Annotated in this window: 19 protein-coding genes; 14 read left to right on the top strand and 5 right to left on the bottom strand. The window is 73.8% G+C overall.

All coding sequences use genetic code 11. From position 1 onward, the window contains the following. Nucleotides 1-44: 44 nt before the first annotated feature. Nucleotides 45-842, top strand: coding sequence for an ABC transporter permease (locus ACLWS4_RS05230; protein WP_416873461.1), 798 nt, complete (start codon nt 45-47; stop codon nt 840-842). Between the two features lie 94 nt (nt 843-936). Here ACLWS4_RS05230 and ybaK read toward each other — a convergent pair whose 3' ends face one another. From ybaK to ACLWS4_RS05245, 3 genes are all read right to left on the bottom strand, one after another. Continuing rightward, entirely contained in the window at nt 937-1431 is a 495-nt protein-coding gene (ybaK, locus tag ACLWS4_RS05235) for a Cys-tRNA(Pro) deacylase (protein WP_416873462.1), read from the bottom strand. Between the two features lie 40 nt (nt 1432-1471). Then, nucleotides 1472-2209: an LON peptidase substrate-binding domain-containing protein gene (locus ACLWS4_RS05240; RefSeq protein WP_181970799.1), complete on the bottom strand. Its 738-nt coding sequence runs from the start codon at nt 2207-2209 to the stop codon at nt 1472-1474. A 75-nt stretch (nt 2210-2284) separates the two neighbouring features. Beyond that, nucleotides 2285-3865, bottom strand: a complete 1581-nt coding sequence (locus tag ACLWS4_RS05245) for an oxidoreductase (protein WP_388043637.1) — start codon at nt 3863-3865, stop codon at nt 2285-2287. A 91-nt stretch (nt 3866-3956) separates the two neighbouring features. On the opposite strand from ACLWS4_RS05245, the gene hisD reads away from it, so the two are divergent. The 8 genes from hisD to hisF are packed head-to-tail and all read left to right on the top strand — an operon-like array spanning nt 3957 to nt 9883. Continuing rightward, complete coding sequence (hisD, locus tag ACLWS4_RS05250) at nt 3957-5291, top strand: histidinol dehydrogenase (RefSeq protein WP_375873980.1); 1335 nt, start codon at nt 3957-3959, stop codon at nt 5289-5291. Nucleotides 5292-5296: 5 nt separating this feature from the next. Beyond that, entirely contained in the window at nt 5297-6397 is a 1101-nt protein-coding gene (locus tag ACLWS4_RS05255) for a histidinol-phosphate transaminase (protein ID WP_416873463.1), read from the top strand. A gap of 4 nt (nt 6398-6401) precedes the next feature. Then, on the top strand, nt 6402-6995 hold the full coding sequence (gene hisB, locus ACLWS4_RS05260; RefSeq protein WP_049650368.1) for an imidazoleglycerol-phosphate dehydratase HisB: 594 nt from the start codon (nt 6402-6404) through the stop codon (nt 6993-6995). An 11-nt stretch (nt 6996-7006) separates the two neighbouring features. After that, nucleotides 7007-7144: a hypothetical protein gene (locus ACLWS4_RS05265; RefSeq protein WP_049650367.1), complete on the top strand. Its 138-nt coding sequence runs from the start codon at nt 7007-7009 to the stop codon at nt 7142-7144. 31 nt (nt 7145-7175) lie between these two features. After that, nucleotides 7176-7811 carry an imidazole glycerol phosphate synthase subunit HisH gene (hisH, locus tag ACLWS4_RS05270; protein WP_049650366.1) on the top strand — a complete coding sequence of 212 codons (636 nt, stop codon included), beginning with the start codon at nt 7176-7178 and terminating at the stop codon, nt 7809-7811. A 19-nt stretch (nt 7812-7830) separates the two neighbouring features. Further along, complete coding sequence (gene priA / locus ACLWS4_RS05275; RefSeq protein WP_107086387.1) at nt 7831-8556, top strand: bifunctional 1-(5-phosphoribosyl)-5-((5-phosphoribosylamino)methylideneamino)imidazole-4-carboxamide isomerase/phosphoribosylanthranilate isomerase PriA; 726 nt, start codon at nt 7831-7833, stop codon at nt 8554-8556. Continuing rightward, complete coding sequence (locus ACLWS4_RS05280) at nt 8553-9116, top strand: RidA family protein (RefSeq protein ID WP_416873464.1); 564 nt, start codon at nt 8553-8555, stop codon at nt 9114-9116. Before priA ends, ACLWS4_RS05280 begins: the two co-directional genes overlap by 4 nt. Beyond that, on the top strand, nt 9113-9883 hold the full coding sequence (gene hisF / locus ACLWS4_RS05285) for an imidazole glycerol phosphate synthase subunit HisF (RefSeq protein WP_049650364.1): 771 nt from the start codon (nt 9113-9115) through the stop codon (nt 9881-9883). Before ACLWS4_RS05280 ends, hisF begins: the two co-directional genes overlap by 4 nt. A 71-nt stretch (nt 9884-9954) precedes the next feature. Here hisF and ACLWS4_RS05290 read toward each other — a convergent pair whose 3' ends face one another. Next, entirely contained in the window at nt 9955-10734 is a 780-nt protein-coding gene (locus ACLWS4_RS05290; protein ID WP_375873978.1) for a VOC family protein, read from the bottom strand. 219 nt (nt 10735-10953) lie between these two features. Between ACLWS4_RS05290 and ACLWS4_RS05295 the strand changes: the two genes are divergently transcribed. After that, on the top strand, nt 10954-11493 hold the full coding sequence (locus tag ACLWS4_RS05295) for a SigE family RNA polymerase sigma factor (RefSeq protein WP_255357401.1): 540 nt from the start codon (nt 10954-10956) through the stop codon (nt 11491-11493). Further along, nucleotides 11493-12077, top strand: coding sequence for a PASTA domain-containing protein (locus tag ACLWS4_RS05300; RefSeq protein WP_416873465.1), 585 nt, complete (start codon nt 11493-11495; stop codon nt 12075-12077). The genes ACLWS4_RS05295 and ACLWS4_RS05300 overlap by 1 nt, the downstream gene beginning before the upstream one ends. Before the next feature lie 77 nt (nt 12078-12154). Here ACLWS4_RS05300 and ACLWS4_RS05305 read toward each other — a convergent pair whose 3' ends face one another. Next, nucleotides 12155-12799: a TIGR03085 family metal-binding protein gene (locus tag ACLWS4_RS05305; RefSeq protein WP_074000941.1), complete on the bottom strand. Its 645-nt coding sequence runs from the start codon at nt 12797-12799 to the stop codon at nt 12155-12157. A gap of 881 nt (nt 12800-13680) precedes the next feature. On the opposite strand from ACLWS4_RS05305, the gene cseB reads away from it, so the two are divergent. The 3 genes from cseB (at nt 13681) to ACLWS4_RS05320 (ending at nt 16559) form a co-directional block, all read left to right on the top strand. Next, nucleotides 13681-14352, top strand: a complete 672-nt coding sequence (gene cseB, locus ACLWS4_RS05310) for a two-component system response regulator CseB (RefSeq protein ID WP_241852745.1) — start codon at nt 13681-13683, stop codon at nt 14350-14352. Between the two features lie 5 nt (nt 14353-14357). Beyond that, nucleotides 14358-15656, top strand: coding sequence for a HAMP domain-containing sensor histidine kinase (locus tag ACLWS4_RS05315; RefSeq protein ID WP_416873466.1), 1299 nt, complete (start codon nt 14358-14360; stop codon nt 15654-15656). A 168-nt stretch (nt 15657-15824) separates the two neighbouring features. Beyond that, nucleotides 15825-16559, top strand: a complete 735-nt coding sequence (locus ACLWS4_RS05320) for an ABC transporter ATP-binding protein (protein WP_388044161.1) — start codon at nt 15825-15827, stop codon at nt 16557-16559. The last annotated feature ends 58 nt before the right edge of the window (nt 16560-16617 follow it).

Here is a 16617-nt window from a genome sequence, read left to right on the forward strand (position 1 = left end):
TACGGGTGGGTCGTCCGGGTGGCCGTCGTGAAACGATGGGGCGCGTGACCGTACCGAACACACCTCCGGATCCCGCGCCCGCCGATGTGCAGGCGGTGCCGGACGCAGCGCCCGACCCGTTCGCGCCGCCGTACGGGGCCACCGCCCTCGGGCACGGGACGATCCCGCTGGGGCGGCGGCTGCTGCCGGAGGTCCGGGTCGGGGCGGGCGTCGTGGTCGCCTGCCTGGTGGCCGGTCTGGTGATGGCCGGGCTGTGGGCCTGGCTGGCGCCGAAGGTGCCGCTGCTGGTGGACGGCGACCGCATCCTCTACGCCGACCCCGAGGGCGAGCAGCGGGCCGGGGCCGACGCGGTGTTCGTGCTGATCGGCCTGGGGGCCGGGATCCTGACCGCGCTCGGCGCCTTCCTGGTGACCCGGCGGCGCGGCGGCGGCATCGCGGTCGCGCTGGGACTGGCCGTCGGCGGGCTGCTCGGATCGATCGGGGCCTGGCGGATCGGGCGGTGGCTCGGGCCGAGCGGCGACCTGATCGGCGAGGCCCGGCGGGTCGGCAACGGCGGGCACTTCGACGCGGGCATCGACCTGGGGGCGCTGGGGGCGCTGCTGGTCTGGCCGATGACGGCGATGGTGGTGCTGCTCCTGCTCTCGGCCGCGTTCGGGAAGCGGGAGGAGGACCCGCCGCCGTACTGGGCACCGGTGGCGCAGGCTCCGCTGGCGGGGCCCCCGGTGATGCCCCCGACGGGGCCCTCGGCGGGGCCCTCCGCGGAGGCGCCGGCCGGGCCGTGGGCCGGGCCGGGTGCGGGCAGCGGCGCCGGAAACGGTCCGGGGAGCGGTACGGAGCGCTGAGCGTGGTCGGGCGCGGGGTGGTGCGGGTCGTCCCGCACCGGCCCCGCGCCCTCGCTTTTCCCCCGGGGAGGGGCATTCCCCCGGGGACGGTGCTTCAGCGGGCGATGGGGGCGGTGTCAGCCCTCGTGAGGGCGACGAGGTCGGTGGGGGCCAGTTCGACTTCGAGGCCGCGGCGGCCCGCCGAGACGTAGACGGTGGGGTGGCCGAGCGCGCTGACGTCGACGACGGTGCGCAGCGGCCGGCGCTGGCCCAGCGGGGAGATGCCGCCGAGGACGTAGCCGCTGCTGCGCTCGGCGGCGGCCGGGTCGGCCATGGCGGCGCGCTTGCCGCCGACGGCCGCCGCCAGGGCCTTGAGGTCGAGCTGGCCGGCGACCGGGACCACGCCGACGGTGAGGGCGCCGTCCACGTCGGCGACGAGGGTCTTGAAGACCCGCTCGGGGGCGATGCCGAGGACCTCGGCGGCCTCGCCGCCGTACGAGGCGGCGGCCGGGTCGTGGTCGTAGGCGTGCACCGTGAACGGGACGGCGGCGGCTTCCAGGGCGACGGTGGCGGGTGTGCCCTGGCCGCCCTTCCTGGTCTTCTTGGCCATGCGGGGTCCTCGGGGTCCTTGAGGTCCTTGGGGTCCTCGGTCAGTTCGGGCTGAAGGACTGGCGGGTGAGGTCGACCGCGGGCAGCGACGGCAGCCAGCTGAGGACGGCCGACTCGCGGCGCAGCAGGTCGAGCTCGGCGCGCAGCCGTTGGGCGGTGTCCGGGCAGGCGAGCAGCTGCTGCTTGACCGGGGTCTCGAACACCGAGGCGGCGGCGACCAGGTAGGAGAGCACCTGGGGGTCGTCCGGGAGCTCCTGGTGGCCGACGGTGCTCGCCTCGCGGGCGCCGGCCAGGCGCTTCTGGTAGACCCGGAACGCCCGCTCGACCTCGGAGGCCAGCGCGCCGGAGCCCTCGCCCGGGCGCTCCTCGATCAGCTCCGTCTCCCCGGTCAGGTACGGGCCGGAGACGTCCACCGAGCGCAGCCGGAACCGGGTGGTGCCGGTGACCAGCAGCTCGTAGCGGCCGTCCGGCTGGTGCTGGACGGAGGCGATGTCGGCGACGCAGCCGACCTGGAAGACCGCCTCCAGCGGGTCCCCGGTGACGGTGCCGAGGCCGTCCAGCGGACCGGCCGGGCCCTCCTCGGGCCTGACCCGGGCGACCTCCCGGCCGTCCCTGATCGCGAGCACGCCGAACCGCCGGGGGGTGTCCTCGGGCTGTTCGAGCAGATCGGCGACGAGACGGCGGTAGCGCTCCTCGAAGACGTTCAGGGGCAGCACCAGGCCCGGGTAGAGCACGGTGTTCAGCGGGAAGAGCGGCAGCCGTTCTGTCACGGCGGACAGCGTAGTTCCCCGGACGGGGGCCTTGTCGCACGGTTGACGGGCCCGGCCGCTCGCCGGGCCCGTCAACCGGAGGGCTCAACCGCGCTGGAGCATCCGCGTGGCGCCGGCCACGACCGTGGAGGCGAGCAGCCAGCCGACCACGACCAGCCCGGCGGAGATCCACTGGGTGAGGCCGCCGGGGTTCCAGCCGCCCTGGTTGAGGTCCACGATCGGCAGCAGCTGGTTGAGGGTGTACAGCACCGGGTTCCAGTGCGGGCGCTCGTCGGCCTTGAGCGGATCCAGCGGGTGGGTGGCGAACCAGAGGCTGCCGAGGACCCAGGCGAGCAGCAGCCACAGGCCCGCCCGGCCCGGGCGGTAGCCGTAGCCGACGGTCGCGTCCTGGACGGCGCCCCAGACCCGGGCCGGCAGCGGCAGGGTGCGGCGGCGCCGGCGCTGCTTGGCGTACAGCACCTCGCGGGCGTCGTCGTCGGCGCCGTCGCGGCGCAGGGCGGCCGCGAGCTGCTCGTAGGACTCGGGCTGGAAGTCCACCGAGGAGCCCTCCAGCCAGGCGATCCGCTGCTGGACGGGGAAGGCGCCGACCGGGCGCAGGTTCTCGTAGACGAAGCCGGTGAGGCCCAGGTGCTTGCCGAGCGGCCAGGCCTCCGGGGTGTCGACCAGGTTGCCGACCCGGGCCCGGGAGAGCGAGACGGTGCCGGTCGGGCGGACCTTGCAGGTGAAGCGCAGCTCCGGGGTGTGGATGCGGCGCAGCGAGAGCTCGTCCTCGCCCTCCAGGTGGAACTCGCCGGAGACCAGGCAGGCGCCGTCGAAGCGGCTGTCGGACAGCCGTACCCGGCCGAAGGCGCGGAACGGGGTGACGGGCCCGTCGGGCGGCGGGTTCTCGCCGTAGCCGGAGCCGTAGTAGCCGCGGGAGCCGACCCAGCCGAGGTCGGCGGAGCCGGTCAGGTAGAGGGTGTGGCCGACGGTGACCCGCACGGCGTTGAGGCAGGTGGGGTTGTGCCGCCGGTCGGCGCGCAGCTGGGCGCCGCGCAGCGAGAGCCGGCCGCCTATCCGGGCGGTGCGCACGCTCAGCTCGCCCCGGGTCTCCAGACGTTCGGCCTCGAAGTCCTGGTTGACGGTGATCCCGTCGGCGGAGACGGCGCGGCCGTGGCGGTCGCCGCCGACGACGGTCTGGTTGAGCAGCAGGTCGGTGCCGATCCGGGCGTCGGTGAGCCGGATGCCGTCGGGGACGCGGCAGCGGGCGAGGTGGAGGTCGCCGGTGGTGGAGAGCCGGGAGGCCTCCAGCCGGGGGATCAGGCAGTTCACGAAGCGCAGCGTGGAGGCCGCCGCCTCGGAGATGAGGATCTTGTGCGCGAAGCGGCAGTCGTGCAGCTCGACGTAGTCGTCGATGGCGCCCCCGGCCAGGTTGAGCGCGCCGGTGACCAGGACGCCGCTGAACCGCAGCGAGGCGACCCGCCCGGGGGCGGGCTCCGGTCCTACCAGCAGCAGATGGGCGAGCACCTCGGCGCGGACGGTGCGGTCGGGGCCCCAGGGGGCGTCGCCGAAGGGGTCGTCGGTGTTGGCTTCGCCACTGCGGCGGTCCAGGATCTCGCCCTGGCGGTAGGCCTCCCAGAGCGCGCGTTCCGTGTCCGTCCAGCCCTCTGGAGCGCGCTCCGCCATGGTTTTCCCCGTCCCCCCGGTCGTCTCGCCTTTCGTATCACGGACTGAAATGCGGGACCAGCGGTTCCGGCCACTCCTTACACTGGGTGGCGTGATCTCTCGAATCGACCTCCGCGGCTCGCTGGACGACCCGCGTGACCTGCTGCCCCGTGCCGAGTTCGACGTCGCGGCCGCCCTGGAGAAGGTGCGGCCGATCGCCGAGGACGTACGCCATCGCGGGGTCGCGGCGCTGATCGAGATCACCGAACGCTTCGACGGCGTCCGGCTGGAGTCGACCCGGGTCCCGGCCGAGCAGCTGACCGAGGCCCTGGAGACGCTGGACCCGAAGGTGCGGGCCGCCCTGGAGGAGTCGATCCGCCGGGCCCGCGCCGTGCACGCCGACCAGCGCCGCACCGGGCACACCACCCAGGTGGTGCCGGGCGGCACGGTCACCCAGCGCTGGGTGCCGGTCGAGCGGGTCGGCCTCTACGTGCCGGGCGGGCTGGCGGTCTACCCGTCCTCCGTGGTGATGAACGTGGTGCCGGCCCAGGAGGCGGGCGTCCGGGGCATCGCCGTCACCTCGCCGCCGCAGAAGGAGTTCGGGGGGAGCGTCCACCCGGCCATCCTGGCGGCCTGCGCGCTGCTCGGCGTGGACGAGGTCTACTCCGTCGGCGGCGCCCAGGCGGTCGCGATGTTCGCCCTCGGCACCGAGGAGTGCGCGCCGGTGAACGTGGTCACCGGCCCCGGCAACATCTACGTCGCCGCCGCCAAGCGCTACTTCGCCGGCCGGATCGGCATCGACTCCGAGGCCGGCCCGACCGAGATCGCCGTCCTCGCCGACGACAGCGCGCTGCCGTCCGACGTCGCCGCCGACCTGATCAGCCAGGCCGAGCACGGCCCGACCTCCGGCTCGGTGCTGGTCACCGACTCCCCGGCGCTCGCCGACGCGGTCGAGGCCGAGCTGGCCGTGCAGGTCGCGCGGACCAAGCACGGCGAGCGGGTGGCCGAGGCGCTCGGCGGCCGGCAGTCCGGCATCATCCTGGTCGACGACCTGGAGCAGGGCCTCGCCGTGGTCAACGCGTACGCGGCCGAGCACCTGGAGATCCAGACCCGCGACGCCCACGCGGTGGCCGCCCGGGTGGTCAACGCCGGCGCGATCTTCATCGGCCGCTGGACCCCGGTCTCGCTGGGCGACTACGCGGCCGGCTCCAACCACGTGCTGCCGACCGGCGGCTGCGCCTGCCACTCCTCCGGGCTGTCGGTGCAGACCTTCCTGCGCGGCGTCCAGGTCGTCGAGTACGACCGGGAGGCGCTGGCGGACGTCGCCGCGCACGTGGTCAACCTGGCGAACGCCGAGGACCTGCCGGGGCACGGGGACGCCATCAAGGCACGTTTTGTCGGAGACGAACAGAACTGGCACAGCGATTGGACGGTGCCGGGAGCGTGACCGCCATGACTCGTATCGACGACCTCCCGATCCGGGACGAGCTGCGCGGCCAGTCCCCGTACGGCGCGCCGCAGCTGGACGTGCCCGTCCAGCTGAACACCAACGAGAACCCGTACCCGCTGCCCGAGGAGCTGGTCGCCCGGATCGCCGAGCGCGTCGCCGAGGCCGCCCGCGGGCTGAACCGCTACCCCGACCGGGACGCGGTCGAGCTGCGCGAGGGCCTCGCCGCGTACCTCGGGAAGACCACCGGCTTCCCGGTCGCCCGGGAGCAGGTGTGGGCCGCCAACGGCTCCAACGAGGTGCTCCAGCAGTTGCTGCAGACCTTCGGCGGCCCCGGCCGCAGCGCGCTCGGCTTCGAGCCCTCGTACTCGATGCACGCGCTGATCTCCCGGGGCACCGGCACCGCCTGGATCTCCGGCCCGCGCAACGACGACTTCACCATCGACGTGGACGCCGCCGTCACCGCCATCGCGGAGCACCGGCCGAACGTGGTGTTCATCTGCTCGCCCAACAACCCGACCGGCACCGCCGTGGACGCCGACACCGTGCTGCGGCTGTACGAGGCCGCGCAGGCCGCCCGGCCCAGCCTGGTGGTGGTGGACGAGGCGTACGTCGAGTTCTCGCACCGCGCCTCGCTGCTGCCGCTGATCGAGGGCCGCCCCAACCTGGTGGTCAGCCGCACCATGTCCAAGGCCTTCGGCGCGGCCGGACTGCGCCTGGGCTACCTGGCCGCCGACCCGGCCGTGGTGGACGCCGTCCAGCTGGTGCGCCTGCCGTACCACCTGTCGGCCGTCACCCAGGCCACCGCGCTGGCCTGCCTGGAGCACACCGACACCCTGCTCGGGTACGTCGGGCGGCTCAAGGAGGAGCGCGACCGGCTGGTCGACGCGCTGCGGGGGATGGGCCTGGACGTCACCGACTCGGACGCCAACTTCGTCCAGTTCGGCCGCTTCGCCGACACCCACGCGGTGTGGCAGGCCATCCTCGACCAGGGCGTCCTGGTCCGCGACAACGGCGTCCCCGGGTGGCTGCGCGTCACCGCCGGCACGCCCGCCGAGAACGACGCCTTCCTGGACGCCGTCCGTTCTGTGATCAAGGAGCTCTAACCCCATGTCCCGCATCGGACGCGTCGAGCGCACCACCAAGGAGACCTCGGTCCTGGTCGAGATAGACCTCGACGGCACCGGGAGGACCGACATCTCCACCGGCGTCGGCTTCTACGACCACATGCTCGACCAGCTCGGCCGGCACGGCCTGTTCGACCTCACCGTCAAGACCGACGGCGACCTGCACATCGACACCCACCACACCATCGAGGACACCGCCCTCGCGCTCGGCGCCGCCTTCAAGCAGGCGCTCGGCGACAAGGTGGGCATCTACCGCTTCGGCAACTGCACGGTGCCGCTGGACGAGTCGCTCGCCCAGGTCACCGTGGACCTCTCCGGCCGGCCGTACCTGGTGCACACCGAGCCCGAGGGCATCGCCCCGATGATCGGCTCGTACGACACCACGATGACCCGGCACATCCTGGAGTCCTTCGTGGCCCAGGCGCAGATCGCGCTGCACGTCCACGTGCCGTACGGGCGCAACGCGCACCACATCGTGGAGTGCCAGTTCAAGGCGCTGGCCCGGGCGCTGCGCTACGCCGCCGAGCGCGACCCGCGCGCGGCCGGAATCCTCCCGTCCACCAAGGGTGCGCTGTGAGCAATACTGCGATGATCCTCATCTTCGTCGGCCTCTTCCTGGCCGGCGGAGTCATCTCCTTCTGGAAGCAGAAGCAGTCGAAGAGCGTCATCCTGGTGCTGGCCTTCGGCGCCGTGATGTGCCTGGCCTCCGGCCTCATGCGCCTGTAACACCCGCCGTAGAGAGACTGGACACCTGAACATGGGCAAGAACGTCGTCGTCCTCGACTACGGCTCCGGCAACCTCCGCTCCGCGCAGCGCGCCCTGGAGCGGACCGGGGCGGACGTCACGGTCAGCTCCGACTACGACACCGCGATGGCCGCGGACGGCCTGCTCGTCCCCGGCGTGGGCGCCTACGAGGCCTGCATGCGCGGGCTCAAGTCCGTCCGCGGGGACTGGATCATCGGCCGCCGGCTCGCCGGGGGCCGACCGGTCATGGGCATCTGCGTCGGCATGCAGATCCTCTTCGAGAAGGGGGTCGAGCACGGCGTGGAGACGGCCGGCTGCGACGAGTGGCCGGGCGTCGTCGAGCCGCTGGAGGCCCCCGTCGTCCCGCACATGGGCTGGAACACCGTGGACGTCCCCGAGGGCAGCCGGATGTTCGCCGGCCTCGACCCGGAGACCCGCTTCTACTTCGTGCACTCCTACGGGGTGCGGCACTGGGAGCTGGAGACCCACAGCGCGCGGATCAACCCGCCGCTGGTCACCTGGGCCACCCACGGGCAGCCGTTCGTCGCGGCCGTCGAGAACGGCCCGCTGTGGGCCACCCAGTTCCACCCCGAGAAGTCCGGCGACGCCGGCGCCGCCCTGCTGACCAACTGGGTCAACACCCTCTGACTTTCTGAGAGTTGGATCTCTGATGAGCCTCGAACTGCTGCCCGCCGTCGACGTCCGTGACGGCCAGGCCGTCCGCCTGGTCAAGGGCGCCTCCGGCACCGAGACCTCCTTCGGCGAGCCGCTCGCCGCCGCCCTCGCCTGGCAGAACGCCGGCGCCGAGTGGCTGCACCTGGTCGACCTCGACGCCGCCTTCGGCACCGGCAGCAACTACGAGCTGCTGCGCGAGGTCACCGGACAGCTGGACGTCAAGGTCGAGCTGTCCGGCGGCATCCGCGACGACGAGTCGCTCGCCCGCGCGCTCGCCACCGGCTGCACCCGGGTCAACCTCGGCACCGCCGCCCTGGAGGCCCCGGAGTGGGTCGCCAAGGCCATCGCCGAGCACGGCGACAAGATCGCCGTCGGCCTGGACGTGGTCGGCACCACCCTGCGCGGCCGCGGCTGGACCCGCGACGGCGGCCAGCTCTTCGACGTGCTGGCCCGGCTGAACGCGGAGGGCTGCGCCCGCTACGTCGTCACCGACGTCAACCGGGACGGCACCCTGACCGGCCCCAACCTCCAGCTGCTGCGCGACGTCTGCGCCGCGACCGACCGGCCCGTGGTCGCCTCCGGCGGCGTCTCCTCGCTCGACGACCTGCGCGCCATCGCCTCGCTCGTGGGCGAGGGTGTCGAGGGCGCCATCGTGGGCAAGGCACTCTACGAGCAGAAGTTCACCCTCGAAGAGGCCCTGGAGGCGGTTTCAGGATGACGGACGGTCGGATCGTACGCGGGCAGGTCGTAGCCGGTCGGGGCGAGGCCGGGCAGGTCGTGGCCGGTCGGGTCGTGGCCGGTCGGGTCGGCGGATTCTCCCCCTGGGAGGACGAGTTCGGCTACTCCCGGGCCGTCGCCGCGGGCGACCACGTGCACGTGGCCGGTTCCACCGCCTGGGTGGACGGCCGGATCGAGCACGAGGGCGACCCGTACCGGCAGACCCTCGCCGCGTTCGGCGTCGGGCTCACCGCCCTGGCCGCGTACGGTCTGACCACCGACGACGTGGTCCGCACCCGGATGTACATCACCCACGTCCGCGACGCCGAGGAGGTGGGCCGCGCCCACCGCGAACTCTTCGACGCCGCACGCCCGGTGGCCACCATGGTGGTGGTCGACGGGCTGATCGACTCCCGGATGCTGGTCGAGGTCGAACTCGACGCGTACCGGTCCGGACTGGCAAAGACCCTGGAAGCCCCGGAAACCCCGGACGCCCCGGAAGTTGCGGACGTCCCGGAAGCCTCGGAAGCCCCGGAAGTTGTGGAAGGCGAACAGCCGTGACCCTCGCAGTACGTGTCATCCCCTGCCTGGACGTGGACGCCGGGCGGGTGGTCAAGGGCGTCAACTTCCAGAACCTGCGCGACGCCGGCGACCCGGTCGAGATGGCCAAGCTCTACGACGCCGAAGGCGCCGACGAGCTGACCTTCCTCGACATCACCGCCTCCTCCGGCGACCGGGAGACCACCTACGACGTGGTCCGCCGCACCGCCGAACAGGTCTTCATCCCGCTCACGGTGGGCGGCGGCATCCGTGCCGTCGAGGACGTCGACAAGCTGCTGCGGGCCGGCGCCGACAAGGTCGGCGTCAACACCGCGGCCATCGCCCGGCCGGAGCTGGTCCGCGAGATCGCCCAGCGGTTCGGGCGGCAGGTCCTGGTGCTCTCGGTGGACGCCCGGCGCTGCCCGCCCGGGACGGAGACCGAGTCCGGCTTCGAGGTCACCACCCACGGCGGGCGGCAGGGCACCGGGCTCGACGCCGTCGCCTGGGCGGGCCGCGCCGCCGAACTGGGCGCCGGCGAGATCCTGCTCAACTCGATGGACGCGGACGGCACCAAGGACGGCTACGACCTGGAGCTGATCCGGGCCGTGCGCAAGAGCGTCTCGGTGCCGGTGATCGCCTCCGGCGGCGCGGGCAAGCTCGCGGACTTCGCGCCGGCCGTCGACGCGGGCGCGGACGCGGTGCTGGCCGCCAGCGTGTTCCACTTCGGGGACCTGCGGATCGGCGAGGTCAAGGGCGCGCTGCGGGAGGCCGGGCACCCGGTGCGGTGAGTTTTTCGCGGTGCTTGTTCGCGAGCGCGTTTTGCGAACGCGAACAGGCACCGTGTCCGTTGTTCCTTCGCTCAGGCCTGGTTCGGGTCGCCCTTGATCAGCGCGAAGGGGGCGCCGTTCGGGTCCGCGACCCACGCGATCCGGCCGACGTTCTTCACGTTCTCGGGCCCCATCAGCACCGAGCCGCCCGCCGCCGTCGCCTTGGCCACCCGCGCGTCCACGTCCGCGGTCGCGAAGTACGGCGTCCAGGCGGACGGCTGCGCCGGGGCCATGGTCGGCGCGATGCCGCCGAAGCTGGTCGCCTGCTGGTCGCCCTCGGCGGTGGAGACCACCCGGTAGCTCATCCCCGGCGACGGCTCGAAGTTCTCCACCCGCCAGCCGAACAGCTTCTCGTAGAAGGCGAAGGCGACGTCCGGGGCGGAGGTGTGCAGCTCGGCCCAGACCAGGGCGCCCTCCTCGGACACCGCGTCCAGCCCCTTGGTGCTCCCCGCCTGCCAGACGGCGAAATCGGCGCCCTGCGGGTCGGTGAGCGCGGCGAACCGACCCTCCTGCATGACGTCCGACGGCGGCACCCGGACGCCGGCGCCGGCCTGCTCGGCCGCCTTGGCGGTGGCGTCCGCGTCGGCGGTGCGGAAGTACGTCGTCCACGCGGACCGCGCGCCCTGGTCGAGGTGACCGATGGCGCCGACGGTCCTGCCGTCCAGCTGGACGAACCCGTAGCCGCCGGTCCCGGGGATCTCCAGGAACGTCCAGCCGAACACCTGGTTGTAGAACCCGGCGGTGGCGGGGATGTCCGGGCTGCCCAGGTCGATCCAGCAGGGCGAGCCGATGGGGAAGTCGGTGGTGAGCATGTGCGGGGTGCCCTTCGACGGAGGGACGGCCGGGCGTGCCCGGGTCGGACCCCGGCCACCTGCGAGTCTGCACCCGGGGTCTGACATCCGCAGCCGGGGGAGGCCGCCGGGGCCCGCTGTGAGCCGCGTCACTTCCCAGCCCGCCGTGCAGCAGCCGGCGGGCGGGCGCCGTCAAGAGGGTGGAAAAGACGGCGGCAGAGAGTGAGGCCACGGGTGAGGCTGCGCAGGGGCAGTCCCGGGATCGACTTCGTCGAGTTCGTGGAACAGCGTTCGGGCGCGCTGTTCCGCACGGCGTACGTGCTTACCGGCGACGCCCACACCGCGGAGGACCTCGTCCAGGAGGCCCTGGAACGGGCCTGCCGGCACTGGCGGCGGGTCGCGCGCGCCGAGGTGCCCGAGGCGTACGTGCGCCGGATCCTCGTGAACCTGGCCAACGACCGCTGGCGGCGCCTGCACCGCTCGGGCGAGCGCCCCGCGCCGGAGCCCGCCGTCGAACACCCCGACCCCCGCGACGCCTACCGGTCGGTGGAACTGCGCGCCGAACTCGTCGCGGCGCTGCACACCCTGCCGATGGGGATGCGCACCGTGGTCGTCCTGTACTACCTCCACGACCTGGGGGACCGGGAGATCGCGCAGACCCTCGACATCTCCCCGGGCGCCGTGCGCTCGCAACTCTCCCGCGGGCTCGCGAAACTGCGGGCCGCGCTGCCCAGGCAGGACGCCCCGTCCGCGTCGTCGACCCCGCGTGAAGGTGCGTGATGATCCGCTTCCCGCCCCAGGACCCCGTCCCCACCCCAGGCCCCGACCCCGACTTCGACAAGGAACTCCTCGCCGCCATGACCGCGTTCGCCGACACCACCGCCACCCCCGTGATCGACGCCGCCGGAATCCGGCGCACGGTCCGCCGGCGCACCGCCCTCACCGGGGCCGCGGCCGTGGCGGCGGTGGCCGCCATCGCCACGGGCGCGGCCCTGCTCCTGCCCGGATCGCCGAGCGGCGGCGACCGCCCGGCCGGGACCGCGCCGGCCCCGGCCGTCCACTCCGCGCCCCCGTCCCCCTCCGCCTCCCCTTCCTCCCTTTCCGCGACCAAAGGCACCCCGTCCCCCGTCGCCCCGCCCGCACCCGGCGCCACGACCGTGACCGTCCCCCCGGTCGCCGGCCTGACCCGGGACGCCGCCACCCAGCTGCTCGACGCGGCCGGACTGCACTACGAGGTCCACGAACTCACCGACTGGAAGCTGCCCGCCGGCTCGGTCATCAACTCCGCGCCCCTGCCCGGGCACACCACGGCGACGGACACCCCCGTCCAGCTCTTCATCTCCAAGGGCCGCCCCGGAAGCTGACCGCCCGCGCCCGCGGTCCCGCCCGCGAGCGTCGCCCCTCGGCATGCCGAGAGGCCACACCGGCTTCCGCTGCTCTGCTACTTCGGGGGCAGCGGCAGGACGTGGCGGAGGGCTTCGAGGGCGTCGGGGTCGCCGTCGACGGTGAGGGTGGTCCGGGCGCCGCGGCCGTAGGTGAAGAGCACGAGTTCGGCGGGTTCGCCGGTGAGGCGGACGGTGGGGGAGCCGGCGGGGCCGACGGTGAGGGAGCGGCCGTCGGGGTGGACGAGCGCCAGCCGGACGGGGGAGCGGCGGCCGGCCTCCAGGCGGGCGATCATGGGGAGGCGCCGCCAGAGGGCCTCGGCCCGGCCAGGCGGGACGGGCTGCGGCGTCCAGTCGTCGGCCGCGCGCAGCACGTCCTCGGCGTGGACGAAGTACTCGACGGTGTTCGCCGCCTCGTCCGCGCCGGGCAGGGCGAACGGCGAGTAGACCGGAGGCCCGGCCCGGAACAGCCGCACCAACTCCTCGTACGGCCGCTCGGCGTACCCGTCCTGCACCCGCCGCGTCCACCCGGCCAGCGCCCCGACCCGGATCCCCGCCGCCGCATCGGGCCGCCGCTCCCGGACCACCAGGTGCGCGGCCAGATCCCGGGTCGTCCACCCCTCACAGAGGGTGGGGGCGTCCGGCCCGGCAGCGGTGAGGAGTTGGGCGAGCCGGTGGCGTTCGGCGAGGGCATGGTTCGACATGGTGGAAGCCTATGGGCTCATCTGCCCACCGGGCCCGGTCGGTTGCGGCGCAGCGCCGACCCGTTCGGATGCGGGCCCTCCGAATACCGCTTGGAACAGGTCTCGCTGTACTCCTGGTACCGCCGGCCCCGCCCGCGAGGACCCGGAACCTCGGCGCGAGGGCGGGCAGGACGGGCCCCCAGCTGCCGTGGTCGCCCCACGAGCCGTGCACCAGGGCCAGCGGCTCGCCGTCCCCGCCCACCTCGTAGAAGAGCTCGACCCCGTTCACCGCGACCCGTGGCATGTCCGCCCTCCTCGCCCGCAGGCGGCGGTCGCCGCCGGGGCCATTGAGGCACCCCGGGCCCGGCCCCGCAACCGCGACGGGCCCGACACCACGCGTACGGCCGCCCCGCGCGATTGGGGCGGATCAAAGCCCTGACGGGACGGAAGCCCGAACCGAGACCACGGAGCCGTCGGTCGGGCAGCCGGCCGACTCCTCCCGGGTCGTGGTCGGGAGGGTGTCGCCGGGGCCGACGGGGGTTCTGTATCGGGTGGGTATCAGGGAGCGCTTGGTTGTCCATCGAATGGGCGCGCCGGTCCGTGCGAAGGGGCGGACAGGGTGCGGGAGTACGGCGGCCCCCCTCGGTGGTCGGGCCGATCGCACCTGGGATGACCTGGGGTTTCGCGTAGGAGAGGGGGTGTGGGAATGGCGTCGCAGGTCCTGCCGCGCGCCGGGGGCGTGTTCGGTGCCTGCCGTATCGTCCCCTTGTGGCTGCCGTCCCGTGGGCAGTCGGCTGGTCACCGGACCGTTCGAACAGGAGCATCCGCCCGTGTCATCTTCCGCCCCGGCTGGGGCTTCCTCGCGCCCGGTCCGCGTGCTGCTGGTGGAGGACGACGATCTGATGCGCCGGTCCTTCACGGTCGCGCTGGAACGTTACGGCTACGAGATGGCGGCCGCCGCCGACGGTCTGAGCGGGCTGGAGATCTTCCGTGACGGGAGTTTCGACCTGCTGATCCTCGACGTGATGCTGCCTGGGCTGGACGGGATCGGCCTGTGCAGGAGAGTCCGGGAGACCAGCCTGGTACCCGTCCTGATGATGTCCGCCCGTGGCGACGGGCTCGACGTCGTCGCCGGCCTGGAGGCCGGGGCGGACGACTACGTGGTCAAGCCCGTGGACACCTACGTGCTGGTCGCACGCATCCGCTCGTTGCTGCGGCGGGCCACCTACACGCCGTCCGCCGCCTCTCAGCCCGAGCGCGTCACTGCCGGGGCGCCGCCCGTCGACGGGGAGGTGCTGGTGTTCGGGGACCTGCGCCTCGACACCGCAGGACTGGAGGTGGCCGTCGCCGGAGAACCGGTGGCGCTCACCCCGACCGAGCTGAAGCTGCTCCTGGAGTTCGCCGCACACCCGGGCGTGGTTCTGGAGCGGCACACCCTGCTGCGCAACGTCTGGGACTACGGCTGGGACGGCGACAGCCGGGTCGTGGACCTGTGCGTGCAGCGGCTGCGCAGGAAGCTGGGGCGGGAGCGGATCGAGACGGTCCGCGGCTTCGGCTACAAGTTCAGGCGCTGAGCCCGGTGCGCGGGTTCCGCCGGCCGCGGCCGGCCCGGGCGTCCCTGCGGTGGAAGATCGCCGCGCTGGCGGCGGCCACGGCCTGCCTGGTCGTGGCGGCGGTGGGCGTGCTCGTGCACCTGTGGACCGCCCGCGACATCCGGAGCCGGGCCGAGGCGCAGGCCTTCAACGCCGTGTACTCGGCCATGGACGTCTACCGACGCACCGGAACTCTGGCGGACGGAGCCGAACTCGACCCGGCCGAGCTGCCCGCCGAGCTGCGCCACCCGGCCGACGACGCCCGGCACACGGTCTACGACGGGCGGGTCGACGGACCCCTCGGGCCGAGCGTCTGGGCCGCCCAGCGAACCGCCGGCCCCGGCAGCCCGGTCCTCGCCGTCCGGGTCAACACGGGCCCGCAACTCTACGGACTGCACCGGCTCGACCTGACCATGACCGTCGCGTCGCTGGTCGCGCTCGCGGCGGCCACGCCTCTGGCCGTCTACGGCGCCGGGCTGGTCGCCCGTCGGCTGCGGCAGGTCTCCGAAACCGCGGTCCGGATCTCCGCCGGTGACCTCGATGCCCGGACCGGGCCCACCGGGGGCAACGACGAGGTCGCCGACATCGCGGCCACCGTCGACCTCATGGCCGACAGCCTCGGCCGGCGGCTGCGCACCGAGCGCCAGTTCACCGCGGACGTGGCTCACGAGCTGCGCACACCCGTCGGCGGCCTGCTGGCCACCGTCGACCTGCTGCCGCCCGGCGAGACCGAGGACCTGCTCCGCGCCAGGGTGCGCGACCTGCGCGCCCTGGTCGAGGACCTCCTCGAGATCTCCCGCCTGGACGCCGGGGCCGAGCAGCCGGTCCGCGCCCGGGTTCCGCTCGGCGAGGTCGTCGCCGATGCCGTGGCGCGCACCGGCCTCGACGCCGAGGTCACCGTCGCCGCCGCGCACGGCCCGGCCGCCGCGCACGGCCCGGAGGACGCGCACCGCTCGGAGGACGCCACGACCGTGGAGACCGACCCGCGCCGCCTGGAACGGATCGTCAGCAACCTCGTCGTCAACGCCCACCGCCACGGACGGGCCCCGGTGCGGGTCACCGTCGAGGGCCGCACCGTCGTGGTGCGCGACCACGGCCTCGGCTTCCCGGCGGACCTGCTGCTCCACGGCCCGCGTCGCTTCCACAGCGGCGCCGCCGGGCGCGGTTCGGGCCACGGCCTGGGCCTGACCATTGCCCTCGGACAGGCTCGGCTGCTCGGTGCCGAGCTTCACCTGGACAACGCCCCGGACGGTGGGGCCGTCGCCACTCTGCGCCTGCCGGCCTGACCGCCCGGCTCCGCGGAACCGCTACGAAGCGGAGCGGACGCCGATACACGCCGGCGCGGGTCCCGATACGTCGCCCGGACACCCTTCGAAGTGCACCGTCCGCACCGAAGAGGAGTCCCCGTGACCACCGTCCCCCTCACCCCGTACCCGCCGAACCCGGCCCCCGGGATCGCGGCCGCCACCACCGACCTGACGAAGGTCTACGGCAGCGGCGACACCCGGGTCGTGGCCCTGGACCGGGTCAGCATCGGCTTCCGGGAGAGCGAGTTCACCGCGATCATGGGCCCCTCCGGCTGCGGCAAGTCCACTCTGATGCACTGCGCCGCCGGGCTCGACACCCCCACCTCCGGCGGCGTCCGCATCGGCACCACCGAGCTGGGCTCCTTGCGCGACCGGCCGCTGACCCGGCTGCGCCGCGACCGGATCGGCTTCGTCTTCCAGGCGTTCAACCTGCTGCCGACGCTGACCGCGCTGGAGAACATCACGCTGCCGCTGAGCATCGCCGGCCGCCACCCCGACCGGCAGTGGCTGGACCGCGTGGTCTCCATGGTCGGCCTCTCCGAGCGCCTCGACCACCGGCCCGCGCAGCTGTCCGGCGGTCAGCAGCAGCGCGTCGCGGTCGCCCGCGCCCTCGCTTCGCGGCCCGCGATCGTCTTCGGCGACGAGCCCACCGGCAACCTCGACTCCCGCTCCGGCGCCGAGGTCCTCGGCTTCCTGCGCGACTCGGTGCGCGAACTCGGCCAGACCGTGGTCATGGTCACCCACGACCCCGTCGCCGCCGGCTACGCCGACCGCGTGGTGTTCCTCTCCGACGGACGGCTTGTCGACGAGATGACCCGCCCCACCCCGGACCGGGTCCTCGACGTCATGAAGCGCTTCGACACCCGCGCCCGCACCAGCTGACCCGCGCCCGCACATCCCCGTCGCTCCCATGCCCCGTCCATCCCACGCCCCCGGAAGC

Source organism: Kitasatospora sp. SC0581 (assembly GCF_048159585.1).
GTDB lineage: Bacteria > Actinomycetota > Actinomycetes > Streptomycetales > Streptomycetaceae > Kitasatospora.